This window comes from Tabrizicola oligotrophica, from assembly GCF_011008935.1.
GTDB lineage: Bacteria > Pseudomonadota > Alphaproteobacteria > Rhodobacterales > Rhodobacteraceae > Tabrizicola_A > Tabrizicola_A oligotrophica.
The window spans coordinates 59,346-78,276 of sequence record NZ_JAAIVJ010000005.1 but is presented as its reverse complement, the minus strand read 5'-3'; the positions used below and the strand labels follow the sequence as shown (position 1 = coordinate 78,276).

General features: G+C 65.4%; 18 protein-coding genes. 14 read left to right on the top strand and 4 right to left on the bottom strand.

The features are described from left to right. Positions 1 to 169 precede the first annotated feature (169 nt). Positions 170 to 1,084: an L-threonate dehydrogenase gene (gene ltnD / locus G4Z14_RS10150; RefSeq protein ID WP_164625326.1), complete on the top strand. Its 915-nt coding sequence runs from the start codon at positions 170 to 172 to the stop codon at positions 1,082 to 1,084. Between the two features lie 2 nt (positions 1,085 to 1,086). Then, positions 1,087 to 1,863, top strand: coding sequence for a 2-oxo-tetronate isomerase (gene otnI / locus G4Z14_RS10145; RefSeq protein WP_164625324.1), 777 nt, complete (start codon positions 1,087 to 1,089; stop codon positions 1,861 to 1,863). A gap of 32 nt (positions 1,864 to 1,895) precedes the next feature. On the opposite strand, the gene G4Z14_RS10140 is transcribed toward otnI, so the two are convergent. Beyond that, positions 1,896 to 2,951 (bottom strand): aldo/keto reductase, encoded by a 1,056-nt coding sequence (locus tag G4Z14_RS10140; protein WP_164625322.1) that lies wholly within the window; start codon positions 2,949 to 2,951, stop codon positions 1,896 to 1,898. Positions 2,952 to 2,975: 24 nt separating this feature from the next. Further along, a complete protein-coding gene (locus G4Z14_RS10135; RefSeq protein WP_164625320.1) occupies positions 2,976 to 3,647 on the bottom strand; it encodes an aspartate/glutamate racemase family protein in 672 nt (223 codons plus the stop codon). A 385-nt stretch (positions 3,648 to 4,032) separates the two neighbouring features. Between G4Z14_RS10135 and G4Z14_RS10130 the strand changes: the two genes are divergently transcribed. The 12 genes from G4Z14_RS10130 to G4Z14_RS10075 all read left to right on the top strand — a co-directional run bounded on the left by G4Z14_RS10130 (position 4,033) and on the right by G4Z14_RS10075 (position 16,260). Then, positions 4,033 to 5,043, top strand: a complete 1,011-nt coding sequence (locus G4Z14_RS10130) for an ABC transporter permease (RefSeq protein ID WP_227751644.1) — start codon at positions 4,033 to 4,035, stop codon at positions 5,041 to 5,043. Positions 5,044 to 5,123: 80 nt separating this feature from the next. Further along, positions 5,124 to 6,056, top strand: a complete 933-nt coding sequence (locus G4Z14_RS10125) for a sugar-binding protein (protein ID WP_164625318.1) — start codon at positions 5,124 to 5,126, stop codon at positions 6,054 to 6,056. 63 nt (positions 6,057 to 6,119) lie between these two features. Next, entirely contained in the window at positions 6,120 to 7,622 is a 1,503-nt protein-coding gene (locus G4Z14_RS10120) for a sugar ABC transporter ATP-binding protein (protein ID WP_164625315.1), read from the top strand. A 42-nt stretch (positions 7,623 to 7,664) separates the two neighbouring features. Further along, complete coding sequence (locus G4Z14_RS10115) at positions 7,665 to 8,561, top strand: NAD-dependent epimerase/dehydratase family protein (RefSeq protein ID WP_164625313.1); 897 nt, start codon at positions 7,665 to 7,667, stop codon at positions 8,559 to 8,561. 56 nt (positions 8,562 to 8,617) lie between these two features. Further along, entirely contained in the window at positions 8,618 to 9,643 is a 1,026-nt protein-coding gene (locus G4Z14_RS10110) for a LacI family DNA-binding transcriptional regulator (RefSeq protein WP_321573022.1), read from the top strand. Positions 9,644 to 9,671: 28 nt separating this feature from the next. Continuing rightward, on the top strand, positions 9,672 to 10,514 hold the full coding sequence (locus G4Z14_RS10105; protein ID WP_164625311.1) for an SDR family NAD(P)-dependent oxidoreductase: 843 nt from the start codon (positions 9,672 to 9,674) through the stop codon (positions 10,512 to 10,514). 24 nt (positions 10,515 to 10,538) lie between these two features. Then, a complete protein-coding gene (locus tag G4Z14_RS10100; RefSeq protein WP_164625309.1) occupies positions 10,539 to 11,675 on the top strand; it encodes a tartrate dehydrogenase in 1,137 nt (378 codons plus the stop codon). 8 nt (positions 11,676 to 11,683) lie between these two features. Further along, positions 11,684 to 12,748 carry a D-TA family PLP-dependent enzyme gene (locus G4Z14_RS10095; RefSeq protein WP_164625307.1) on the top strand — a complete coding sequence of 355 codons (1,065 nt, stop codon included), beginning with the start codon at positions 11,684 to 11,686 and terminating at the stop codon, positions 12,746 to 12,748. Positions 12,749 to 12,797: 49 nt separating this feature from the next. After that, on the top strand, positions 12,798 to 13,199 hold the full coding sequence (locus G4Z14_RS10090) for a RidA family protein (RefSeq protein WP_164625305.1): 402 nt from the start codon (positions 12,798 to 12,800) through the stop codon (positions 13,197 to 13,199). 65 nt (positions 13,200 to 13,264) lie between these two features. After that, on the top strand, positions 13,265 to 14,182 hold the full coding sequence (locus G4Z14_RS10085; RefSeq protein WP_164625303.1) for a LysR substrate-binding domain-containing protein: 918 nt from the start codon (positions 13,265 to 13,267) through the stop codon (positions 14,180 to 14,182). A 116-nt stretch (positions 14,183 to 14,298) separates the two neighbouring features. Then, positions 14,299 to 15,444, top strand: a complete 1,146-nt coding sequence (locus tag G4Z14_RS10080; RefSeq protein WP_164625301.1) for an alanine racemase — start codon at positions 14,299 to 14,301, stop codon at positions 15,442 to 15,444. A 33-nt stretch (positions 15,445 to 15,477) separates the two neighbouring features. Then, complete coding sequence (locus G4Z14_RS10075) at positions 15,478 to 16,260, top strand: SDR family NAD(P)-dependent oxidoreductase (RefSeq protein ID WP_164625299.1); 783 nt, start codon at positions 15,478 to 15,480, stop codon at positions 16,258 to 16,260. 20 nt (positions 16,261 to 16,280) lie between these two features. On the opposite strand, the gene G4Z14_RS10070 is transcribed toward G4Z14_RS10075, so the two are convergent. Together G4Z14_RS10070 and G4Z14_RS10065 are read right to left on the bottom strand one after the other, a co-directional pair. Next, positions 16,281 to 17,423: an amidohydrolase/deacetylase family metallohydrolase gene (locus tag G4Z14_RS10070; RefSeq protein ID WP_164625297.1), complete on the bottom strand. Its 1,143-nt coding sequence runs from the start codon at positions 17,421 to 17,423 to the stop codon at positions 16,281 to 16,283. Between the two features lie 30 nt (positions 17,424 to 17,453). Next, entirely contained in the window at positions 17,454 to 18,899 is a 1,446-nt protein-coding gene (locus G4Z14_RS10065) for an aldehyde dehydrogenase family protein (RefSeq protein WP_164625295.1), read from the bottom strand. Positions 18,900 to 18,931 lie beyond the last annotated feature (32 nt).

The window sequence follows — 18,931 nt, the reverse complement described above, 5'->3', positions numbered from 1 at the left end:
CTGTCCCGTCATTTCCTGTCCTGACCGCGCGAACGGCCTCTTGCCTTGGCCGTGGACTCTGCGGTAACGATATTAATGACAACGCTATCATTTGGATGTCGCCCTGGCAAGGCCGCGCCCCGCCAAATGCGCTGGCACAGGCAAAACACTGAAATAGCTAGGAAAAGTGATGGACGACACAATTGACATGCGCGTTTGCGTCCTTGGGTTGGGGTCGATGGGCCTTGGCATGGCGGCGTCGCTTCTGCGCCGCGGATTCACTGTGACGGGGTTTGACCCGAATCCCGACACTCTGAAACGCTTCGCCGAAATCGGCGGAGCCGGCGCGCACAGCCCGTCGGAGGCAGCGCAAGGCGCCGATGTGCTGCTCTGTGTTGTCGTCAACGCAGCCCAGACCGAAGCGGCGCTGTTCGGGCCTGATGGCGCGGTGCCCGCGATGGCAGCGGGGGGCGTCGTGGTGTCCAGCGCCACCATGGCGCCCGACGCGGCGCGCGCTCTGGCGGCGCGCTGTGGCGAACACGGGCTGGCCTATCTTGATGCTCCGATCAGCGGCGGCGCCGTGCGGGCTGCGGCGGGCGAGTTGACCATCATGGCCTCGGGCGCGCCAGAGGTGTTCCGCCGGCTGCAACCCGTGCTGGCGGCTATCGCTGCCAAGGTCTACCAACTGGGCAGCGACGCCGGCACCGGGGCAGCGTTCAAGGTTGTCAATCAGTTGCTGGCGGGCGTTCACATTGCCGCCGCCTGCGAGGCAATCACCTTCGCCAAGGCGATGAATCTCGATATTGCAAAGGTTTACGAGGTCATCACCGCCTCTGCCGGCAATTCCTGGATGTTCGAGAACCGGGTGCCGCACATTCTGGACGGCGATTATGCGCCGCGCAGCGCGATAGACATCTTTACCAAGGATCTCGGCATCGTCTCGGACATCGGCCGTGGCCTGAAGTTTCCGACGCCGATCGCGGCGACTGCGCTCCAGATGTTCGTGATGACGGCGGCGGCCGGCATGGGGCGCGACGATGACGCCTCGGTGGCCCGGATGCTTGCTGGTCTGGCTGGTCTGGACTTGCCGGGGATGAAGCGCTGACCATGCCCCGCTTTGCAGCCAACCTGACCATGATGTTCAACGAACACGGCTTCATGGATCGCTTTGCCGCGGCGGCGCGGGCCGGGTTCGAGGCGGTGGAATACCTGTTCCCCTATGAGTTTGACCCGAACACCATCGCTGCGGCCCTGCAAGCCAACCATCTGACGCAGGCGCTGTTCAATTTGCCGCCGGGCGACTGGTCGCGCGGCGATCGCGGGCTGGCCGCCCTTCCCGACCGCAAGGCAGAGTTCCGCGCCTCGGTCGGCACGGCGCTGCGCTATGCGCGCGCGACCGGGGTGCGGCGGCTTCATGTCATGAGCGGGCTGGCCGACCGGGCGGACCTGCGGGCCATGGCGGCCTATCGCGCCTCGCTCGCCTATCTGTGCGAGGCGGCGGGCGCCGAGGGCCTGCAGGTCTTGATAGAGCCGATCAACGGGCGCGACATGCCTGGGTATTTCCTGAATGATTTCAATGCGGCAGCCGATCTTGTCGGCGATCTCGGCCTGCCGAACCTACGCTTGCAATTTGACATCTATCACCGGCAGATCCTGCATGGCGACGTGTTGACCGGGCTGCGCCAGATGATGCCGATCATCGGCCATGTGCAGATTGCGGCGGTGCCGCTGCGCCATGAGCCCGGCACCGGCGAATTGGCGGATGCGGTGATCCTGGCCGAGCTGGATCGTCTTGGATATAATGGGTTTGTCGGTTGCGAATATCGCCCGGCGGGTGACACCCTGGTCGGTCTTGGCTGGATGGACGCCTGTCGCAAGGGGTGACGCGCCCCGTCCCGGGGCGCGTGCAGGTGCCGTCAGTCGGCGGTATAGTCGCCATGCAGCGCCCAGTCGGCCGGGCTGAAGCGGTCGGCGGCGAAATTGCGCTGGTGCCAATAGGGATAGATCAGCGGCACGCGGCTGATGGCGTTCAGGCTGGCCATCTCGTCAGCGGTCAGCCGCAGCGAGACCGCGCCGAAATTGTCGAGGAATTGAGCCTCACTGCGGCCGCCAACCACCAGCGAGGACACACCGGGACGCGCGAGCAGCCAGGCCAGCGCCACCTGGGCCGCGGAAACGCCCCGGGCAGCACCGATCTCGACCAGGACATCAACGATGGACCACAGCTTTTCCTCGTCGCGGATCGGCGGCTCGGTCCAGCCGGCGAACTGGCGCGAACCTTCGGGGGTGGGCTGGCCGCGGCGGTGCTTGCCGGTCAGCAATCCGGCGGCAAGCGGGCTCCAGACCAGCACGCCAAGGCCTTGATCGACCGAGATCGGCAACAGTTCGTATTCGGCTTCGCGCGCCTCAAGCGTGTAGTGGATCTGCTGCGTCACGAAGCGCGGCCGCCGGTCCCGTTCGGCGGCCATCAGGGATTTCATGACGTGCCAGCCGGAATAATTCGAGCAACCGACGTAGCGAACCTTGCCCTGCTGCACCAGCGTATCCAGCGCCGCCATCTTTTCTTCCACCGGGGTCGTGCCGTCCCATTCGTGCATGTAGTAGATGTCGATGTGCTCGGTGCGCAGGCGCTTCAGGCTGCGCTCGCATTCACGGATCAGGTGGTGGCGGCTGACCCCTTCGTCGTTGGGGCCGTCACCGATGCGCATGCGCGCCTTTGAGGTGACAAGAACCCTGTCGCGGCGCCCCTCCAGCACCTCGCCCAGAGTCTCTTCGGACAGGCCGGTCGAGTACATGTTGGCGGTGTCAAAGACGTTCACGCCATGGTCGATGCACAGGTCGACCAGCCGGCGCGCTTCGGGAACGCCTTGTTGACCGACCATTCCGAAGGCCCCCCTGCCCCCGAAGGTGAAGGTGCCCATCGTGATGACCGATACTTTCAGGCCAGATCGGCCCAGTGTTCTGTATTCCATGACTTTCTCCGTTATATCATATTGTTATTGCGCAAGCGCCTTGGCGATATGGGCCATGCCCAGCGCAGGGCTGGTCAGCACCGGCAAGGAACCGAGATGGTCCTGAACAGAGGTCAAAGCCCGTGCCATCGACGCCTGGGCGAGGACAATCACCTCCGCTTCGCTGGCCAATGCGATCAACTCTTGCGCAACGAGCCGATCATGGCCGTCCGTGTCGCCAGCCCCCAGCCGGGCAAAGGCGCCCTCAGCCAGACGCCGGATCTGGGTGAGGGGGCGCCCCTGATTGGCTGCCGTGCGGGCGATCAGGGCCGAGGTCGGATCGAGCGTCGTGGCCAGCGTGGCCAAGACACCGATGCGCCCCCCGAGGCGCACGGCTTCCTGCGCCATGCCTTCGTCGATGCGGAACAGCGGCACCGGACAGAGTGGGCGGGCGGCTTCGACCGCCGGACCAAGCGACGAGCAGGTGACGACAACCGCCTGCGCGCCGCCATCGACCGCCGAACAGACCATCGCCGCCAACCGGCGGGTCGTTTGCGTGGTCAGGCGGCCATCCCGGATCGTGTCGCCCAGCAGGCTTTCGTCCAGCATGTTCACGGCACTCCAGCCAGGAAGATGCTGCCGGGCAAGGGACTTGAAGGGGTCGATCAGCCCGGCGACGGTGTGGATCATGGCCAGGTTGCGGGGATCGGTGGTCATTGGCGGAGTTCCCGTAGGTCCGGGATTTCGGTTCTGGTCGAAGAACCGGGCCCGAAGCGGTAAAGAGATAACGGCCTGTCGATATGACAGCGCTGCCAAACTGTGTCGAACCTAGGGCGGACCGCAAGCCCGCGCACGCGCTTTTCTTCATGAAATCCGCAGTTTTCGGGCATATTTTCGTGCGTTATGCAAATTTCAGCATGACGCAATTCTGAAATTGCCATGGACAGTTGTGGCGGCAACGCAGAGTAATGACAGCGTTGTCATTTGACCCCGCCAGCGCCGGACGCGACATGCCGCGCCTTTTTTAGGGGCCACGATGAACTGGTGCTTCGGCGGTCGGGACGATTGCCATTTGCCACGCAAGATCGGGAGAGGAGCCTGAATGTCCATGTCTGGCCAGAAATCCGCCACTGCGGAACAGACCCCACAGCGCCTGTGGCACGGGCTGGCGCAGTTGCGTCATGTCCGCGAAGTCAACGTGCTGTTGGCGATGCTGATCGTCGGCGCACTGATCAGCCTCTACACGCCCTATTTCCTGACCACCAACAACCTGATGGGGGTTTTCCGGGCGTTTTCGCTGACCGCGATCATGAGCATCGGCATGGTGATGGTCATCATCACCGGCGGCATAGACCTGTCGGTCGGCTCGGCCATGGGGCTTGCCTCGCTGGTCACGGCTCTGTGCTTTGACGCAGGGTTTGGCACCTCGACCAGCATTGCGGCGGGTGTCGGGGTTGGTGTGACCTTCGGGCTGGCCAACGGGCTTCTCATCACGGCAGTCGGTCTGCCGCCCTTCATCGCCACACTCGGCACGCTGAGCATCGGGCGCGGCATGATGTACATGATTACCCACGGCGTCCCGGTCACGCCGGACACGCCCGAGGCATTCTCGGTGCTGGGTCAGGGCTATGTCGGCCCGGTTCCGGTTCCGGTTGTCATCATGCTGGCGCTGATGGTGGTCTTCGCCCTCGTGATGCGCCGTACCCGGTTCGGCCGCCACGTCTATGCCACGGGCGGCAACGAGCACGCGGCGCGGCTGAGCGGGGTCAAGACCGACCGGGTGAAGCTTGCGGTCTATGTGCTGTCCTCGACCATCGCCTCTCTGGCCGGCATCATCGGCTTTTCGCGCTACCTTTCGGCCGAGCCGGCCTCGGGGTTCGGATCTGAACTCGACGTGATTGCGGCGGCGGCGATCGGCGGCGCAAGCCTTGCCGGCGGCGTGGGCAGTGTCACCGGCGCGGTGATCGGGGCGGCTCTGGTCGGCGTGATCGCCAACGGCGTCGTGCTTTTGAACATCAACACCTATGCGCAACAGGCCATCACCGGCGGCGTGATCCTGATCGCGGTCAGCCTTGATGTGCTGCGCAGCAAACTGACGGGAGGAAACGGCTGAGGCCCGGCAAGCATCAGATCCAACGACGACTGAGACATCACAGGGAGCCCGGCCCCTCAGCCGGGAGTGGAGGAGAAACCATGAATACCCTTTTCAACACCGCGCGCGCCGCCATCGTGACTCTTGCTGCACTGGCTGGCAGCTCGGCTTTCGCACAGGACGTCACCATCGCGGTGGTGCCCAAGGTTGCAGTACCGTTCTTTGACGACTGCAACACCGGCGCCCAAGAGGCTGCCGACCGTCTGGGCGTCAGCTATCAGTGGGTAGTGCCGCAGAACACCCAGGGCGCGACCCAGGTGAAGATCATGGAAGACCTGATTGCGCGCAATGTCACCGGCATCGCGATCTCGGTCAACGAGCCGAAATCAGTCGAAGGCGTCATCCAGCAGGCCATCGACGCCGGCATCAAGGTTGTGACCTTCGACAGTGACAGCGCCGAAAGCGCCCGCAGCCTCTACATCGGCACGATCAACACCGAAGCCGGCGTAACCATGGGCAATTCCATGGCCGAGGCGCTGGGCGGCAAGGGCAAGGTGGCCATCGTGACCGGCCAACTCGGCGCATCGAACCTGAACGAGCGCATCGACGGCGTGAAGAAGGCGCTGGAAGCCTATCCCGAGATCGAGATCGTGGCCATCGAGGGAACCGAGGACGACCTGGCCAAGGCCGTTTCCGTGACCGAAGCGCTCTTGCGCGCCAATCCCGATCTGTCCGGCATCTTCGGCATGAGCCAGGTGGGCGGCCCGGCGGTCGCCAAGGTTCTGGCCCAGAAGGAATTCGCCGATCGCAAGGGCGCGCTGCAGGTCTTTGCCTTCGATGACCTGCCGGACACCGTGCAAGGCGTGAAGGACGGCTTCATCAACGGCATCATGGTGCAGCGTCCGGTGACAATGGGCCGTCTGGCGGTGGAAAGCCTCGTTGCCCAGATCAAGGGCGAGGCCGGCGAGATCAAGGACATCGACACCGGGGTGACGGTCGTCAATGCCGACAATCTGGACAGCTACACCAAGTGATCCCAGGGGTGAGGGGCGCGCGCTGTCGCGCCCCCCATTCCTTTGCGCAGCGCGAGGCCAGAAATGACGCTCTTTCTCGAAATGCACGGCATCTCGAAAACCTTTCCGGGGGTGAAGGCCCTCAACCGGGTCGATCTGCACCTGCGCCTTGGCGAGGTGCATGTTCTCGCCGGCGAAAACGGCGCGGGCAAAAGCACGCTTATGAAGATCATGACCGGGGTCTACCGGGCCGATCCCGGTGGCGCGATCCGGATCGACGGGCAGGACACCGTCATCAAGGATCCCGTCCATGCCCGCGCCTTGGGGATCAGCATCATTTATCAGGAGCTGGCGGTGGTCAACAACATGACCGTTGCCGAGAACATCTACCTGGCGCGCGAGCCGCTTGGGCGGACAGGTCTGATCGACCGGCGCAAGATGAACGCGGATGCCCGCGCGGTGCTGGCCGAACTGGATATCTCGATCGCCCCCGACACCCGGGTCGGCAACCTCAGCATCGGTCAGAAGCAGATGGTCGAGATCGCCCGCGCGATTTCCTATCGCTCGAAACTCATCATCATGGACGAGCCGACCGCCTCGCTCAGCCACCACGAGGCGACGACGCTGACCCGCATGGTCCGCAAGCTGGCGGCGCAGAACATCGGGATCGTCTACATCTCGCACCGGATGGACGAGATCTTCGAGATCGCGGACCGGATCACCGTGCTGCGCGATGGCGAAACGGTAGACAGCCGCCCGGCCGCCGACATGACGCGCGAACTGCTGGTGCGTAAGATGGTGGACCGCGAACTGTCGCAGCTGTTCGGCGCGCATCTCTCGCATGCGACGCACCAAGTGCTGATGTCGGTCCGCGGGCTTGGCCTCAAGCGGCCGACAGCACAGGGCGCACGCGTCAGCGACGTGTCCTTCGATCTGCATCGCGGCGAAATCCTCGGGTTCTTCGGTCTGGTCGGGGCGGGGCGGACCGAAGTGATGGAGATGATCTTCGGCAGCCGCTCGCACGTCGGCACGATTGCCATCGACGGAAAAGAGGTGCGGATTGAAAGCCCCTCGGACGCGATCGGCCACGGCATCGGCTTTGTCACCGAGGACCGCAAGGAACAGGGTCTGGTGCTGGGCATGTCGGTGCGCGAGAATTTCAGCCTGACCCATCTTGCGGAGTACTGCCGGCTGGATGTCGTCAACCGCCGGCGCGAAACCGAAGCCTGCCACGGCTTCGTGCGCAGCCTTGGCATCAAGACGCCGTCGACCGAACAGAAGGTGCTGAACCTTTCGGGCGGCAACCAGCAGAAGGTGGTCATCGCCAAATGGGTGGCGCGGCGGCCGCGCATCCTGATCGTCGACGAGCCCACCCGCGGCATCGACATCGGTGCCAAGGCCGAAGTGCATGCGCTTCTCAACCGGCTTACCTCCGAGGGCATGTCGATCATCGTCGTGTCCTCGGACCTGCCCGAGATTCTGGCGATCAGCGACCGTGTGATCGTCTTGAAGGAAGGCCGGATAAGCGGCATCCTCGGCCGCGATGATGCGACACAGGAACAGGTCATGCTGGCCGCGACGGGCTGACCCCACGGCGCCCTGACCACGAATATCAGACGGAGAACGACAATGACCAAGCGCATCATCTTTACTGGCGGAACGGGCAAGGCCGGGCGGCACATGCTGCCCTATCTGCTGGCCAAGGGCTATTCGATCCTGAACCTTGACCTGAAGCCCTTTGACCATCCCGGCATCAACACGCTGATTACCGACATCACCGACAGCGGGCAGGTGTTCAATGCCCTGACCACGCATTTCGGCTTTGGCGGCTATGACGAGGGCGCCCCGCCCAAGGCCCCCGATGCCATCGTGCATTTCGCCGCCGTGCCACGGGTGATGATCCAGCCCGACAACACGACCTTTGCCGCCAACGCTGTCGGCACCTATAACGTGATCGAAGCCGCGATGAAGCTGGGCGTGCGCAAGGTGATCGTCGCCAGTTCCGAAACCACCTACGGCGTCTGCTTTGCCGAAGGGGACAAGGATTATCACTCCTTCCCGCTGGAGGAGGATTACGACAGCGACCCGATGGACAGCTATGGCCTGTCCAAGGTGGTCAACGAAAAGACCGCCCGCGCCTTTGCGATGCGCTATGGCGCAGACGTCTACGCCCTGCGCATCGGCAATGTGATCGAGCCGCATGAATATGCCGCCAATTTCCCCGGCTATCTCGACAATCCGATGTCGCGCAAGCGCAATGCCTGGAGCTATATCGACGCGCGCGATCTGGGCGAGATCGTGCATCTGTGCATCCAGAAGGACGGGCTGGGCTTTCAGGTGTTCAACGCGGTTAATGACACGATCACGGCCGATCTGCCGACCGAGGAATTCCTGAAGACATACGCGCCGAACACGCCCGTCACCCGTCCGATGGGCCCGCGCGAGGCGCCGCTGTCGAACCGCAAGATCCGCGAGGTTCTGGGGTTCAAGGAAGCGCATGACTGGCGCAACTATGTGAAGCGCTGATCGCAGCGCCAGTGGGCGCGGCCGATCCGGTCGCGCCTTTGAAAAGGGGATGTCGAGTGACCAAGACCAAGCTGCGGCTGCCGGACCGGAAGATAAAGGTCACTCTGCGCGATGTGGCGCTGCGTGCGGATGTGAGCGAATCGACCGTGTCGCGCATCATGCGCGACGAAGGGCTGGTGGCCGAGGCAACGCGTGCCAAGGTCATGGAAAGCGTGCGGGCTCTGGGCTATGTGCCCAACCGGATCGCCGGCTCCCTCGCCTCGCTGGACTCGCATCTTCTGGGCGTCGTGGTGCCATCGCTGTCGAACATCGTTTTCCCGGAGGTGCTGCAAGGCATCAATGCCGCCCTGCGCGACAGCCGGTATCAGGCGGTCATCAGCGTCAGCGACTATGACATGGACCGCGAGGAAACCCTGGTCCGCGGCATTTTGGCCTGGCAACCCAAGGCCATCCTCATCACCGGCTTTGACCATACGCTCACCACACGGCGGATGCTGGACCAAAGCGGCGTCCGAGTGGTCGAGATGATGGAGATCGACAGCGCCCCCATCGACGTGGCGGTGGGCATGTCGCACCGCAAGGCGGGGTATGCCGCGGGCCGCCATCTGGTCGAGCGCGGATATCGCCGCTTCGGCTATGTTGGCCACGACTGGACTTCGGACCGCCGTGCCCGGCACCGCTATGACGGCCTGTCCGAGGCGCTGTCCGAGGCGGGGCTGTCGATCGTGGCCCATGCCATCGCCGACGGCTCCAGTTCGGTCGGCGCGGGCAAACAGCAGACCGCCCAGTTGCGGGCCATGGCCGATGTCGACGTGGCGGTGTTTTCCAACGATGACATGGCGGTTGGCGGCGTGTTTCACTGTCTGGAGGCCGGCCTATCGGTGCCCGGACAGCTGGCGATCTTCGGCTTCAACGGGCTGGAGATGGGGCGGGAACTGCCGCAACCCCTCTCGACCATCCGCTCGAACCGCTTCCTGATCGGGCAGAAGGCGATCGAGGCCATTCTCGGGGTGCCGGAGCGCCCGGCGACCAAGACCACCATCGACACCGGTTTCGAGATATTCCCGGGCGCGACCGCCTGAGGCACGACGACAGCGAAGGAGACTTGCCTTGCATCCGGCACTTGCAAAAGGCGGCGTGGCCGTCATCACCGGCGGGGCCTCCGGCATCGGTCTGGCCGCCGCCCGGCATCTGGCACGGCAGGGAATGCGTGTCTGTCTGGCCGATCTCGGGGCCGAGCGGCTGGAGGCCGCCAAGGCGGCGCTCGTGGCGCAGGGTGCTGCGCGCGACGCGGTGATGACGGTGCCGACCGACATCGGAGACCGGGCGCAGATCGTGGCGCTGGCCGACCGGGTCGGGGCGGATTGGGGGGCGGTCAACCTCGTGATGAACAATGCCGGCATGCAGCCGGGCAGCTCGATCTTCGATGCCGAGGGCAACTGGGAGCGCATCCTCAATGTGAATATGCTGGGCATCATCCGCGGCTCGCAGATCTTTGCGCCGCGGATGATCGCCAGCGGGCAGCCGGGGCTGATCGTCAACACCGGCTCCAAGCAGGGCATCACCACGCCGCCGGGCGATCCGGCCTACAATCTGTCCAAGGCGGGCGTGAAGGTCTTTACCGAGGCTCTGCAACATGCGCTGCGCAATATGCCGGATTGCGACGTCGAGGCGCGGCTGTTCATCCCGGGTTTTGTCTACACACCGCTGACCGCCGCCGGGCGCAACGAAAAGCCCGCCGAAGCATGGACGGCCGATCAGGTGGTGGATTTCCTGTTCGCCTCGGTCGGGCGCGGCGATTTCTACATCCTGTGTCCCGACAACGAGGTCGACCGCAGGACCGACGAAAAGCGCATCCTCTGGTCGGCGGGCGACATTGCCGAAAATCGTCCGCCCCTGTCGCGCTGGCACCCGGAATATGGCGAGTTGTTCAAGGAATGGCTCAAGGCCTGACCGCACCCGCCCGGAGGGAATGACATGACGAAAACCTACCGCATCGCCGCCATTCCGGGCGACGGCATCGGCGTCGAGGTGATTGGGGCCGGTCTTGCGGTGCTAGAGGTGCTGACCGGCAACAGCGGCGGGTTCCGGCTGGAGGTCACGCGGTTCGACTGGGGGTCGGAGCGCTACAGGCGGATCGGTAGCCTGATGCCCGCCGATGGCGCTGCGCAGTTGCTGGCCTTCGATGCCATTCTGTTCGGCGCGGTGGGGGCGCCCGATCTGCCCGATCACCTGACGCTCTGGGGGTTGCGACTGGCGATCTGCCAGCCGCTTGACCAGTATGCCAATGTTCGCCCGACGCGGATCCTGCCGGGCATCCGCAGCCCGCTGGCGCGCGTCGGGCCGGGCGATCTGGATTGGGTGATCGTGCGCGAGAACTCCGAGGGTGAATATGCTGGGCATGGCGGGCGCAGCCATCGCGGCAAACCGCAGGAAGTGGCGACCGAAGTGGCTATCTTCACCCGCGCCGGCGTCACCCGGATCATGCGCTTCGCCTTCGAACTGGCCCGCTCCCGCCCGCGCAAGCGGCTGACCGTGGTCACGAAGTCGAACGCGCAACGCCATGGCCTGCTGTTGTGGGACGAGATCGCCGCCGAGGTGGCACAGGGCTTTCCCGACGTGAGCTGGGACAAGATGCTGGTCGATGCCATGACAGTGCGCATGACCCTGCATCCGCAATCGCTCGATACCATCGTGGCGACGAACCTGCACGCTGACATCCTGTCGGATCTTGCCGCAGCGCTGGCGGGCTCCATCGGCATCGCCCCCACCGCCAACCTCAACCCCGACGGCAGCACGCCCTCGATGTTCGAGCCGATTCACGGCTCGGCCCATGACATTGCTGGCAAGGGCATCGCCAATCCGGTCGCCACCTTCTGGACAGCCGCGATGATGCTGGAGCATCTGGGAGAGCCCGCCGCCGCCGCGCGGCTGATGCGGGCGATCGAGCGTGTGACGGCCGATCCGACGCTGCACACCCCCGATCTCGGCGGCGCCGCCAGCACCCGGCGGGTGAAAGAAGCGGTCATTGCCGCCCTGACCTTGGCCGATCCCGAACCGCCGCCCGGCCAGATCGGCACGCCCCCCGCCCCCGGCCCGCTACCAACCGAATGAGACGCGCCATGTCCGCCCCCCTCGACAGTATCGAAACGCCGGCCTTCGTCGTGGACGAGGCCATCGCCCTGCGCAACATCCGCGCCTTTCAGGATCATTGCGACAAGGTCGGCCTGAAACTGCGCCCGCATATCAAGACCCACAAGCTGATCCGCTTCGCCAAGGCCCAGATCCGCGCCGGCGCCAACGGCATCACCTGCCAGAAGATCGGCGAGGCCGAAGTCATGGCCGACGGCGGTCTGGACGATATCCTGATTACCTACAACATCGTCGGACCGCTCAAGCTGGCGCGGTTGCGCGCCTTGGCAGGGCGCGTGTCCGCCCTTGCCGTGACGGCCGACAGCGAGGCCGTCGTGGCCGGGCTTTCGCAGGCTTTTGCCTTGGCGGCGCGCCCACTGCGCGTTCTGGTGGAATGCGACACCGGCGGCAAGCGCTGTGGCGTCCAGACCCCGGCCGAGGCGCTCGCGCTGGCCCTGCGCATCTCGACGGCACCGGGGCTGCGGTTTGGCGGGTTGATGACCTATCCGGCGGCGGGTCTGGCCGGCACGGCAACCGCCTTCCTGACGGCGGCACGCGAAGCGCTGGTGCGGGCGGGGCTGGACTGCCCGGAGGTCACCTCGGGCGGATCGCCGGACATGTGGACGTCGAACACGGGCCGCGTCCTGACGGAATACCGCGCCGGGACCTACATCTACAACGACCGCTCGCTGGTGCAGCGGGGTGTCTGCACTTGGGATGACTGCGCAGGGCAGGTTCTTGCCACTGTGGTCAGTACCCCTGCCCCGGACCGCGCCGTGATCGACGCCGGATCCAAGGTGCTGAGTTCGGACCTGCTCGGTCTGGCCGATCATGGCCATGTTCTCGGACACCCGGAACTCCGCATCACCGCGCTGAGCGAGGAACATGGCGTCCTCGCGGTCGATCCCGCCCGCCCGCTGGCGATCGGTCAGCGCCTCCGGATCGTTCCGAACCATGTCTGCGTCGTGTCGAACCTGTTCGACCGGATCTGGCTTGCGACCGAGGACGGCGGCCTTGAGCAGGTGGCCGTCGACGCGCGCGGGCGCGTCACCTGACAGGACTTGCGCCGGGATCGGACCCCGGACAACTGGGAAAGGCACGAAAATGACCATCACACGATACGGCTCGGGCGCCGCCGGCGCCGGAAAGCAACCCCTGCCCTTCGCCCGCGCCGTCGAAGCCGATGGCTGGCTTTATGTGTCGGGTCAGGTGGCGATGGAGAACGGCGAGCTTGTCGGCGGCGGCATCGTCGTCCAGTCCCGGCGGGCCATCGAAAACATGATCGCCATCCTGCACGAGGCCGGCTATGGCGTCGACGATGTCGTGAGAATTGGAGTCTGGCTGGATGATCCGCGCGACTTCTGGAGCTTCAACGGCGTCTACGTCGAGTATTTCGGCGACAACCCGCCCGCCCGCGCGGCCGTGCAGGCGCGCATGATGGTGGACTGCAAGATCGAGATCGACTGCATCGCCTTCCGCGCCGACCGCAAGGTCGCAGCACGATAGACAACCGGCCGCCACCTTGATCTACTGCCGTCGGGAGACGCGCGCGAAACCATGGAGTTATCGGGATGGAAAGCCGCTGGCTTGAAGATTTCCTGAGCCTTGTCGACACGCGAAACTTCTCGCGGTCCGCTCAGGTGCGTTACACGACGCAACCCGCCTTCAGCCGGCGGATCAAGAGCCTTGAGGAATGGGTGGGCGCGCAGCTGTTCAACCGGACGACCCAGCCCATCACCTTGACCCTGTCGGGTGAGAGGTTCCGGCCGGTTGCCGAGGATGTGCTGCGCCGGCTGTATCAGGGGCGCGAGGAGGCCCGCCGCATCGGGGACGTGTCCTCGCAGACCATCCGCTTTGCGGCGACGCACAGCCTGTCGCTGAACTTCTTTCCCGGCTGGCTGCGCACATTGGAGCTGCGCAGCCATACGTTCAACACCCGGCTCGACACCAGCCAGTTCAATGACTGCGTCCATCTGCTGCAACGGGGCGAGTGCCACTTCCTGATCACCTACACCCATCCCGTGATCTCGATGCACCTGCCGCCAGAGCATTTCACCTCGAAGATCGTGATGCTGGACAAGCTGGTGCCGGTGACATTGCCTGACACCGAGGGGCAGCCTGTGGATCGCCTGCCCGGCACCGAGGACGACCCGGTGCATTATCTCGCCTATACCGAGGCCTCGGCCATCGGCCGGGTCGTGGAGCACATGATCGCCGGATGCGAGGAACCGCTGCATCTGAACCGGGTCTTCGTCTCGCATATGGCGGCGGTGCTGAAGGCCATGAGTTCGGAAGGCCGCGGCACGGCCTGGCTGCCGGAAAGCCACCTGACGCGGGAATTTGCCGATGGTACACTGGTGCGGGCCGGTGACGAACGCTGGGACATTCCGGTCGCCGTGCGGATGATCCGGTCGCGCGACCCGCTGCCCGACACCGCCGAGGAACTCTGGTCCCTGTTGCTGGGCGAAGAGGATACCGACTGGGGCTGATGCATCAGGGGCATGACGTCTGCCGCAGCTTGCATTGGCCAGCGCGGCGATGGGCGGGCTAGCATCCGGGGAACAGCCCGCAGCTCTCGCGGGGTCATTCCTCGCCGGAGCCCGCGATGACCACTCTTGCCAGCCTTGAAACCCCGAGCCTGATCCTCGATCGGGAAAAGCTGGAGCAGAACGCAGCCCGGATGACCGCAAGGTTTGCCGCCAGCGGGCTTCGGCTTCGGCCGCACATGAAGTCGGCGAAATCCATTGACGTGGCCCGCATTGCGCTGGCCGGGAACTTTGGCGGGATCACGGTCTCTACTCTGAAGGAGGCGGAGTATTTCGCCGACCACGGCATTGACGACATCACCTATGCCGTCAGTCTGGTGCCGGAAAAGCTGCCCCGCGTCGCCCGGCTGATGCGGCGCGGCGTGCGGATCGGCGGCATTACCGACAGCCTGACCATGGCCGAGGCCATTAGCCGCCGCGCCGTTGCCGAGGGCGTCGTAGTCGATCTGATGATCGAGCTTGACTCGGGCGAGCGCCGCGGCGGCCTGACGGCGGGCAGCGCTTCCGTCGTCGATCTGGGTCGGGCGCTGCACGATCTGCCCGGCACAAGGCTGGCGGGCGTTCTGACCCATGCCGGCAATTCCTATCTCTGCCGCAGCCTCGAAGCCCTGCGCGAGGTGGCGGAGCAGGAGCGCCGTGCCGCCGTCACCGCCGCCGCGCAGTTGCGCGCGGCCGGCCTGCCCTGCGAGGTGGTCAGCGTCGGCTCCACCCCGACGGCGACACATGGCCTTTCACATGCGGACCTGACCGAAATGCGCTGTGGCGTCTACATGTTCGGCGATGTGTTCCAGCACGAGATCGGCTCGCATGGGCTTGAGGACATCGCGGTCTCGGTGCTGGCCACCGTGATCGGCCACCGCCCCGACCTTGACGCGGCCCTGATCGACGCCGGTGGGCTTGCCCTGTCGAAAGACCGCAGCACCGGCGCGCCCGGCCTGGCCGAAGACATCGGATTTGGCATGGTCATGGATGAAAGCGGCGCGCGGCGCATCGGGCGGGTGCGGGTCGGCCATGTCTATCAGGAACACGGGATGCTGGTCAGCGACGGTGCGTTCCCCTTCGATCAGTTGCCGGTGGGGGCTCGGGTGCGGGTGCTGCCCAACCACGTCTGCATGACGGCAGCGATGTATGACGGCTACCGCGTGCTTGATCCCGCCGATCCGCGGCGCGTGGGCGATTTCTGGCCGCGCGTCAACGGCTGGTAAGTCGCCCCAACCCCACTAGCAGGAGAGTCAGACATGGGCGTATTCGATCGCCTTCGCCTTGAAGGAAAGACCGCATTCATAACCGGAGGCAGCCGGGGGCTGGGGCGCGAGATCGCCCTGGCGCTGGCCGAAGCCGGGGCCGACATAACCATGGCGGCGCGCAGCGCCGAAAGCCTGGAACAGACCGCCGCCGACATCCGGACGCTGGGTCGCCGGGTGACGACCCTTGTGGCCGACATGGCCGACCCGGCCACCTGCGAGGCCGCCTGCACGCGCGCGCTGGAGGAGACCGGATGTTTCGACATTCTGGTCAACAACATCGGCGGCCGACGGGTGAACCTCGGGCTCGAGGAGATGCCGCTGGATCAGTGGCATCAGCTTCTGGATCTGAACCTGACCTCGACCTTCCTGTGCTGCAAGCACATGGGCGGCGCGATGATCCAGCGCGCAACGGGCGGCCGGATCATCAATCTCGCCTCGATCAACGCGCTGGTGGCCGGGCGCAACATCCAGGGGCGGCATTACGAAGCCGCCAAGGCGGGCGTGCTGATGCTGACCCGGTCTCTGGCCGTCGACTGGGCGAAACACGGCATCACCGTGAATGCGCTCTGCCCCGGCATCTTTGCCACCGAACCGAACCGGATCTGGGCCGAAAAGAACCCCGCGATCATCGAGGCCTATGTCCAGACCATTCCCTTGGGCAAGCTGGGCGACCCCGGCGATCTGGGGCCGTTGGCGGTCTATCTGGCCAGTGACGCCGCCCGCTACATGACTGGAGCAGGGCTGGTGATCGACGGCGGCTATACCTGCCTGTGACCGCCCCGGCGGCGGGGGAATCAACCCTCGCCGCCCTCGGACCACCATTTGCCGCGCAGCACCATGCCGCGGCTGACAAGGCCGGTTTCGGCCACGATCACCTCGCCCGACACATCCACATGTTCGAACCGACCCTCGGCCAGTTCCAGCACGGTCGCATCGCCGGGGGTGCCGGGCTTCAGGCTACCAAGCTCGGGCCGGCGCAGGGCGCGCGCGGGGTTCTGGGTGGTGGCGCGGATCACTTCGGTCAACGACATGCCCAGCGCCATGAATTTCGACATCACCGCCAGCACGTCATGTGCCGGGCCGTCGCAGCACAGCACATGCACATCGGACGAGATCACATCGGGCAGAATGCCCTCGGCCAGCATCGGGCGGGCGGACTTGAAGGCAAATCCGCCAAAGCCGTGGCCAATGTCAAAGATGATGCCGCGGCGGTGCGCCTCAAGGATGTCCTCGCGGATGCGGTTGCCACGGGTGACGGGGGCGTTGGGGAAAGGGCGGAAGCAATGGGTCAGCACATCGCCGGGGCGCAGCGCGTCCAGCACCTCTTTCCGGCCGGGCGGCGGAAAGTCGATATGGGCCATGACCGGCAGGTCCAGCTCTTCGGCCACCTCGATGGCCAGCAGGAGCGGCGCAAGGCCGGAGCTTCCTCCTGCCCGTGCGCCGACCCGGGCCTTGATCCCGACGATCAGGTCAAGATGCTGTTCCGCCAAGGCCAGACATTCGCGGCTGTCCAAGAGCCGCAGATCCTCGCATTCGCCCATCATGACGTTCTTCGAAAAGGCGAAGATGCCGGGGAACGAGATGTTCAGATAGGCGAGGATCCGCGGCGCGGCCGGCTCGACGATGAACTTGCGCAGACCGGCGAAATTGCCAGCCCCGGCGCTACCGGCATCGACAAAGGTGGTGGTGCCACTGCGTTTGGCGATGGTTTCGGCATCAACCCCCAGCGAGGTGCCGCCCCAGTAGACATGGCTGTGCATGTCGATCAGGCCAGGTGTCACGATGCGCCCGGCGACATGGCGCAGCTCGCGCGCTGCCTGTCCCAGATCGGCGCCAAGCGCCGCAACCTTGCCCCCGGCAAAGGCCACATCCATCGTTGCATCAAGGCCCTGATCCGGGTCGATCACCCGGCCGCCCTTCAGTAGCAGGTCATACATGCCATTCTCCTGTCGTCCGGTGGTGGCGTCTCAATAGCGGATGGCGACGTTCTTGGTCTGGACATAGCCCAGCAACGCCTCCTGCCCTTTCTCGCGGCCATAGCCTGACCGTTTCATGCCGCCGAACGGGGTTTCCACCCCGCCGGCCCACCATTCATTGACATAGACCTGCCCCGCCACCAGACGGTCCGCCGTCCAGTGCGCCAATCGCAGGTCGCGCGTGTAGACGCCGGCCGCCAGCCCGTAATCGGTGCCGTTGGCGATGGCGATGGCTTCCTCCGGCGTGTCAAAGGGCAGCACGACCAGCACCGGGCCAAAGAACTCGTCCTGCGCGATGCGCATGTCGGGGCGCACGTCGGCAAAGACCGTAGGCGCCATGAAATGCCCCTTCAGGCCCGGCAGCCGCGCCCCCCCCATGACCAGCGCAGCGCCTTCCGCCACGCCGACTCGGCACAGCGTCTCCACCCGGTCAAGCTGGCGGGCGTTGATGAGCGGACCCATGTCGCAACCCTCGATCCCCGGTCCGACGCTGCGCTTGGCGGCCAATTCGGTAATGCGGCCGACCAGATCATCGTGAATCGAGCGATGCACGATCAGCCGCGCCCCGGCCGAGCAGATCTGGCCGGCATGGTGGAAGATCCCGCGCGTGGCCGAGGCGGCGGTGCGCTCCAGATCGGCATCGGCATAGACGATGGCGCCGGACTTGCCGCCCAGTTCCATCACGCACGGAATCACTCGTTCGGCGGCGGCACGCAGCACGCTCTTTCCGGTTTCGACCGACCCGGTAAAGACGATGTGGTCGATGTCGCGGTGCGAAACCAGCGCGGCCCCGGCTTCGGCTCCGTAGCCGCAGACGATGCTGACCGCGCCTGCCGGCACGCCCGCGCGGTGGCAGGCCTCGGCCAGCAGGAACAGGCTGAGCGGGGAATCCTCGGGCGATTTCAGCACCACCGTGTTGCCGGTGATGATCGCGCAGGCGATCGAGCGCGCCCCGACCGGCAGCGGCCCGTTCCACGGCACGATCTGGGCCGAGACGCCATAGGGTTCGTGCAGCGTGTAATCCAGATAGTCGGCCCCGAGCGGAATCTGCCGGCCTTCCAGCTTGTCGGCAAGGCCCGAGTAATACTGAAGATACCGCTGCGTCAGCGCCACCTCGGCCCGACCGGCGGCCAAAGTCTTGCCGTTATCGCGGCATTCCACCAGCGCGATTTCGTCGGCCAGATCACCCAGATGGCGCGCGACCTCGACCATCAGGTCGCCGCGGCGATGGGGACGCAGGTCGCGCAGCACCCGGCTGTCAAAGCAGCGCCGGGCGGCAGCGACGGCCCGGTCGATGTCGGCAGCGGTGCCGCGCGCCACCTCGGCGATTGGTTCGCCCGTAGCAGGGTCGGTGACGGTGATCCGGGTGCCGTCGCTGCCGTCGGCCCAAGCCCCGCCAATGTAGTTCTGCCAGTAGGGCCGCACCTTATCCGCCATTGGACTTGCTCCTCTCCAGGCGGGAACCGCCT

Excerpts from the sequence above, each read along its gene's own strand:
- ltnD (WP_164625326.1), top strand. The coding sequence starts at position 170 with ATGGACGACACAATTGACATGCGCGTTTGCGTCCTTGGGTTGGGGTCG.
- otnI (WP_164625324.1), top strand. The coding sequence starts at position 1,087 with ATGCCCCGCTTTGCAGCCAACCTGACCATGATGTTCAACGAACACGGC.
- G4Z14_RS10140 (WP_164625322.1), bottom strand. The coding sequence starts at position 2,951 with ATGGAATACAGAACACTGGGCCGATCTGGCCTGAAAGTATCGGTCATC.
- G4Z14_RS10135 (WP_164625320.1), bottom strand. The coding sequence starts at position 3,647 with ATGACCACCGATCCCCGCAACCTGGCCATGATCCACACCGTCGCCGGG.
- G4Z14_RS10130 (WP_227751644.1), top strand. The coding sequence starts at position 4,033 with ATGTCCATGTCTGGCCAGAAATCCGCCACTGCGGAACAGACCCCACAG.
- G4Z14_RS10125 (WP_164625318.1), top strand. The coding sequence starts at position 5,124 with ATGAATACCCTTTTCAACACCGCGCGCGCCGCCATCGTGACTCTTGCT.
- G4Z14_RS10120 (WP_164625315.1), top strand. The coding sequence starts at position 6,120 with ATGACGCTCTTTCTCGAAATGCACGGCATCTCGAAAACCTTTCCGGGG.
- G4Z14_RS10115 (WP_164625313.1), top strand. The coding sequence starts at position 7,665 with ATGACCAAGCGCATCATCTTTACTGGCGGAACGGGCAAGGCCGGGCGG.
- G4Z14_RS10100 (WP_164625309.1), top strand. The coding sequence starts at position 10,539 with ATGACGAAAACCTACCGCATCGCCGCCATTCCGGGCGACGGCATCGGC.
- G4Z14_RS10095 (WP_164625307.1), top strand. The coding sequence starts at position 11,684 with ATGTCCGCCCCCCTCGACAGTATCGAAACGCCGGCCTTCGTCGTGGAC.
- G4Z14_RS10090 (WP_164625305.1), top strand. The coding sequence starts at position 12,798 with ATGACCATCACACGATACGGCTCGGGCGCCGCCGGCGCCGGAAAGCAA.
- G4Z14_RS10085 (WP_164625303.1), top strand. The coding sequence starts at position 13,265 with ATGGAAAGCCGCTGGCTTGAAGATTTCCTGAGCCTTGTCGACACGCGA.
- G4Z14_RS10080 (WP_164625301.1), top strand. The coding sequence starts at position 14,299 with ATGACCACTCTTGCCAGCCTTGAAACCCCGAGCCTGATCCTCGATCGG.
- G4Z14_RS10075 (WP_164625299.1), top strand. The coding sequence starts at position 15,478 with ATGGGCGTATTCGATCGCCTTCGCCTTGAAGGAAAGACCGCATTCATA.
- G4Z14_RS10070 (WP_164625297.1), bottom strand. The coding sequence starts at position 17,423 with ATGTATGACCTGCTACTGAAGGGCGGCCGGGTGATCGACCCGGATCAG.
- G4Z14_RS10065 (WP_164625295.1), bottom strand. The coding sequence starts at position 18,899 with ATGGCGGATAAGGTGCGGCCCTACTGGCAGAACTACATTGGCGGGGCT.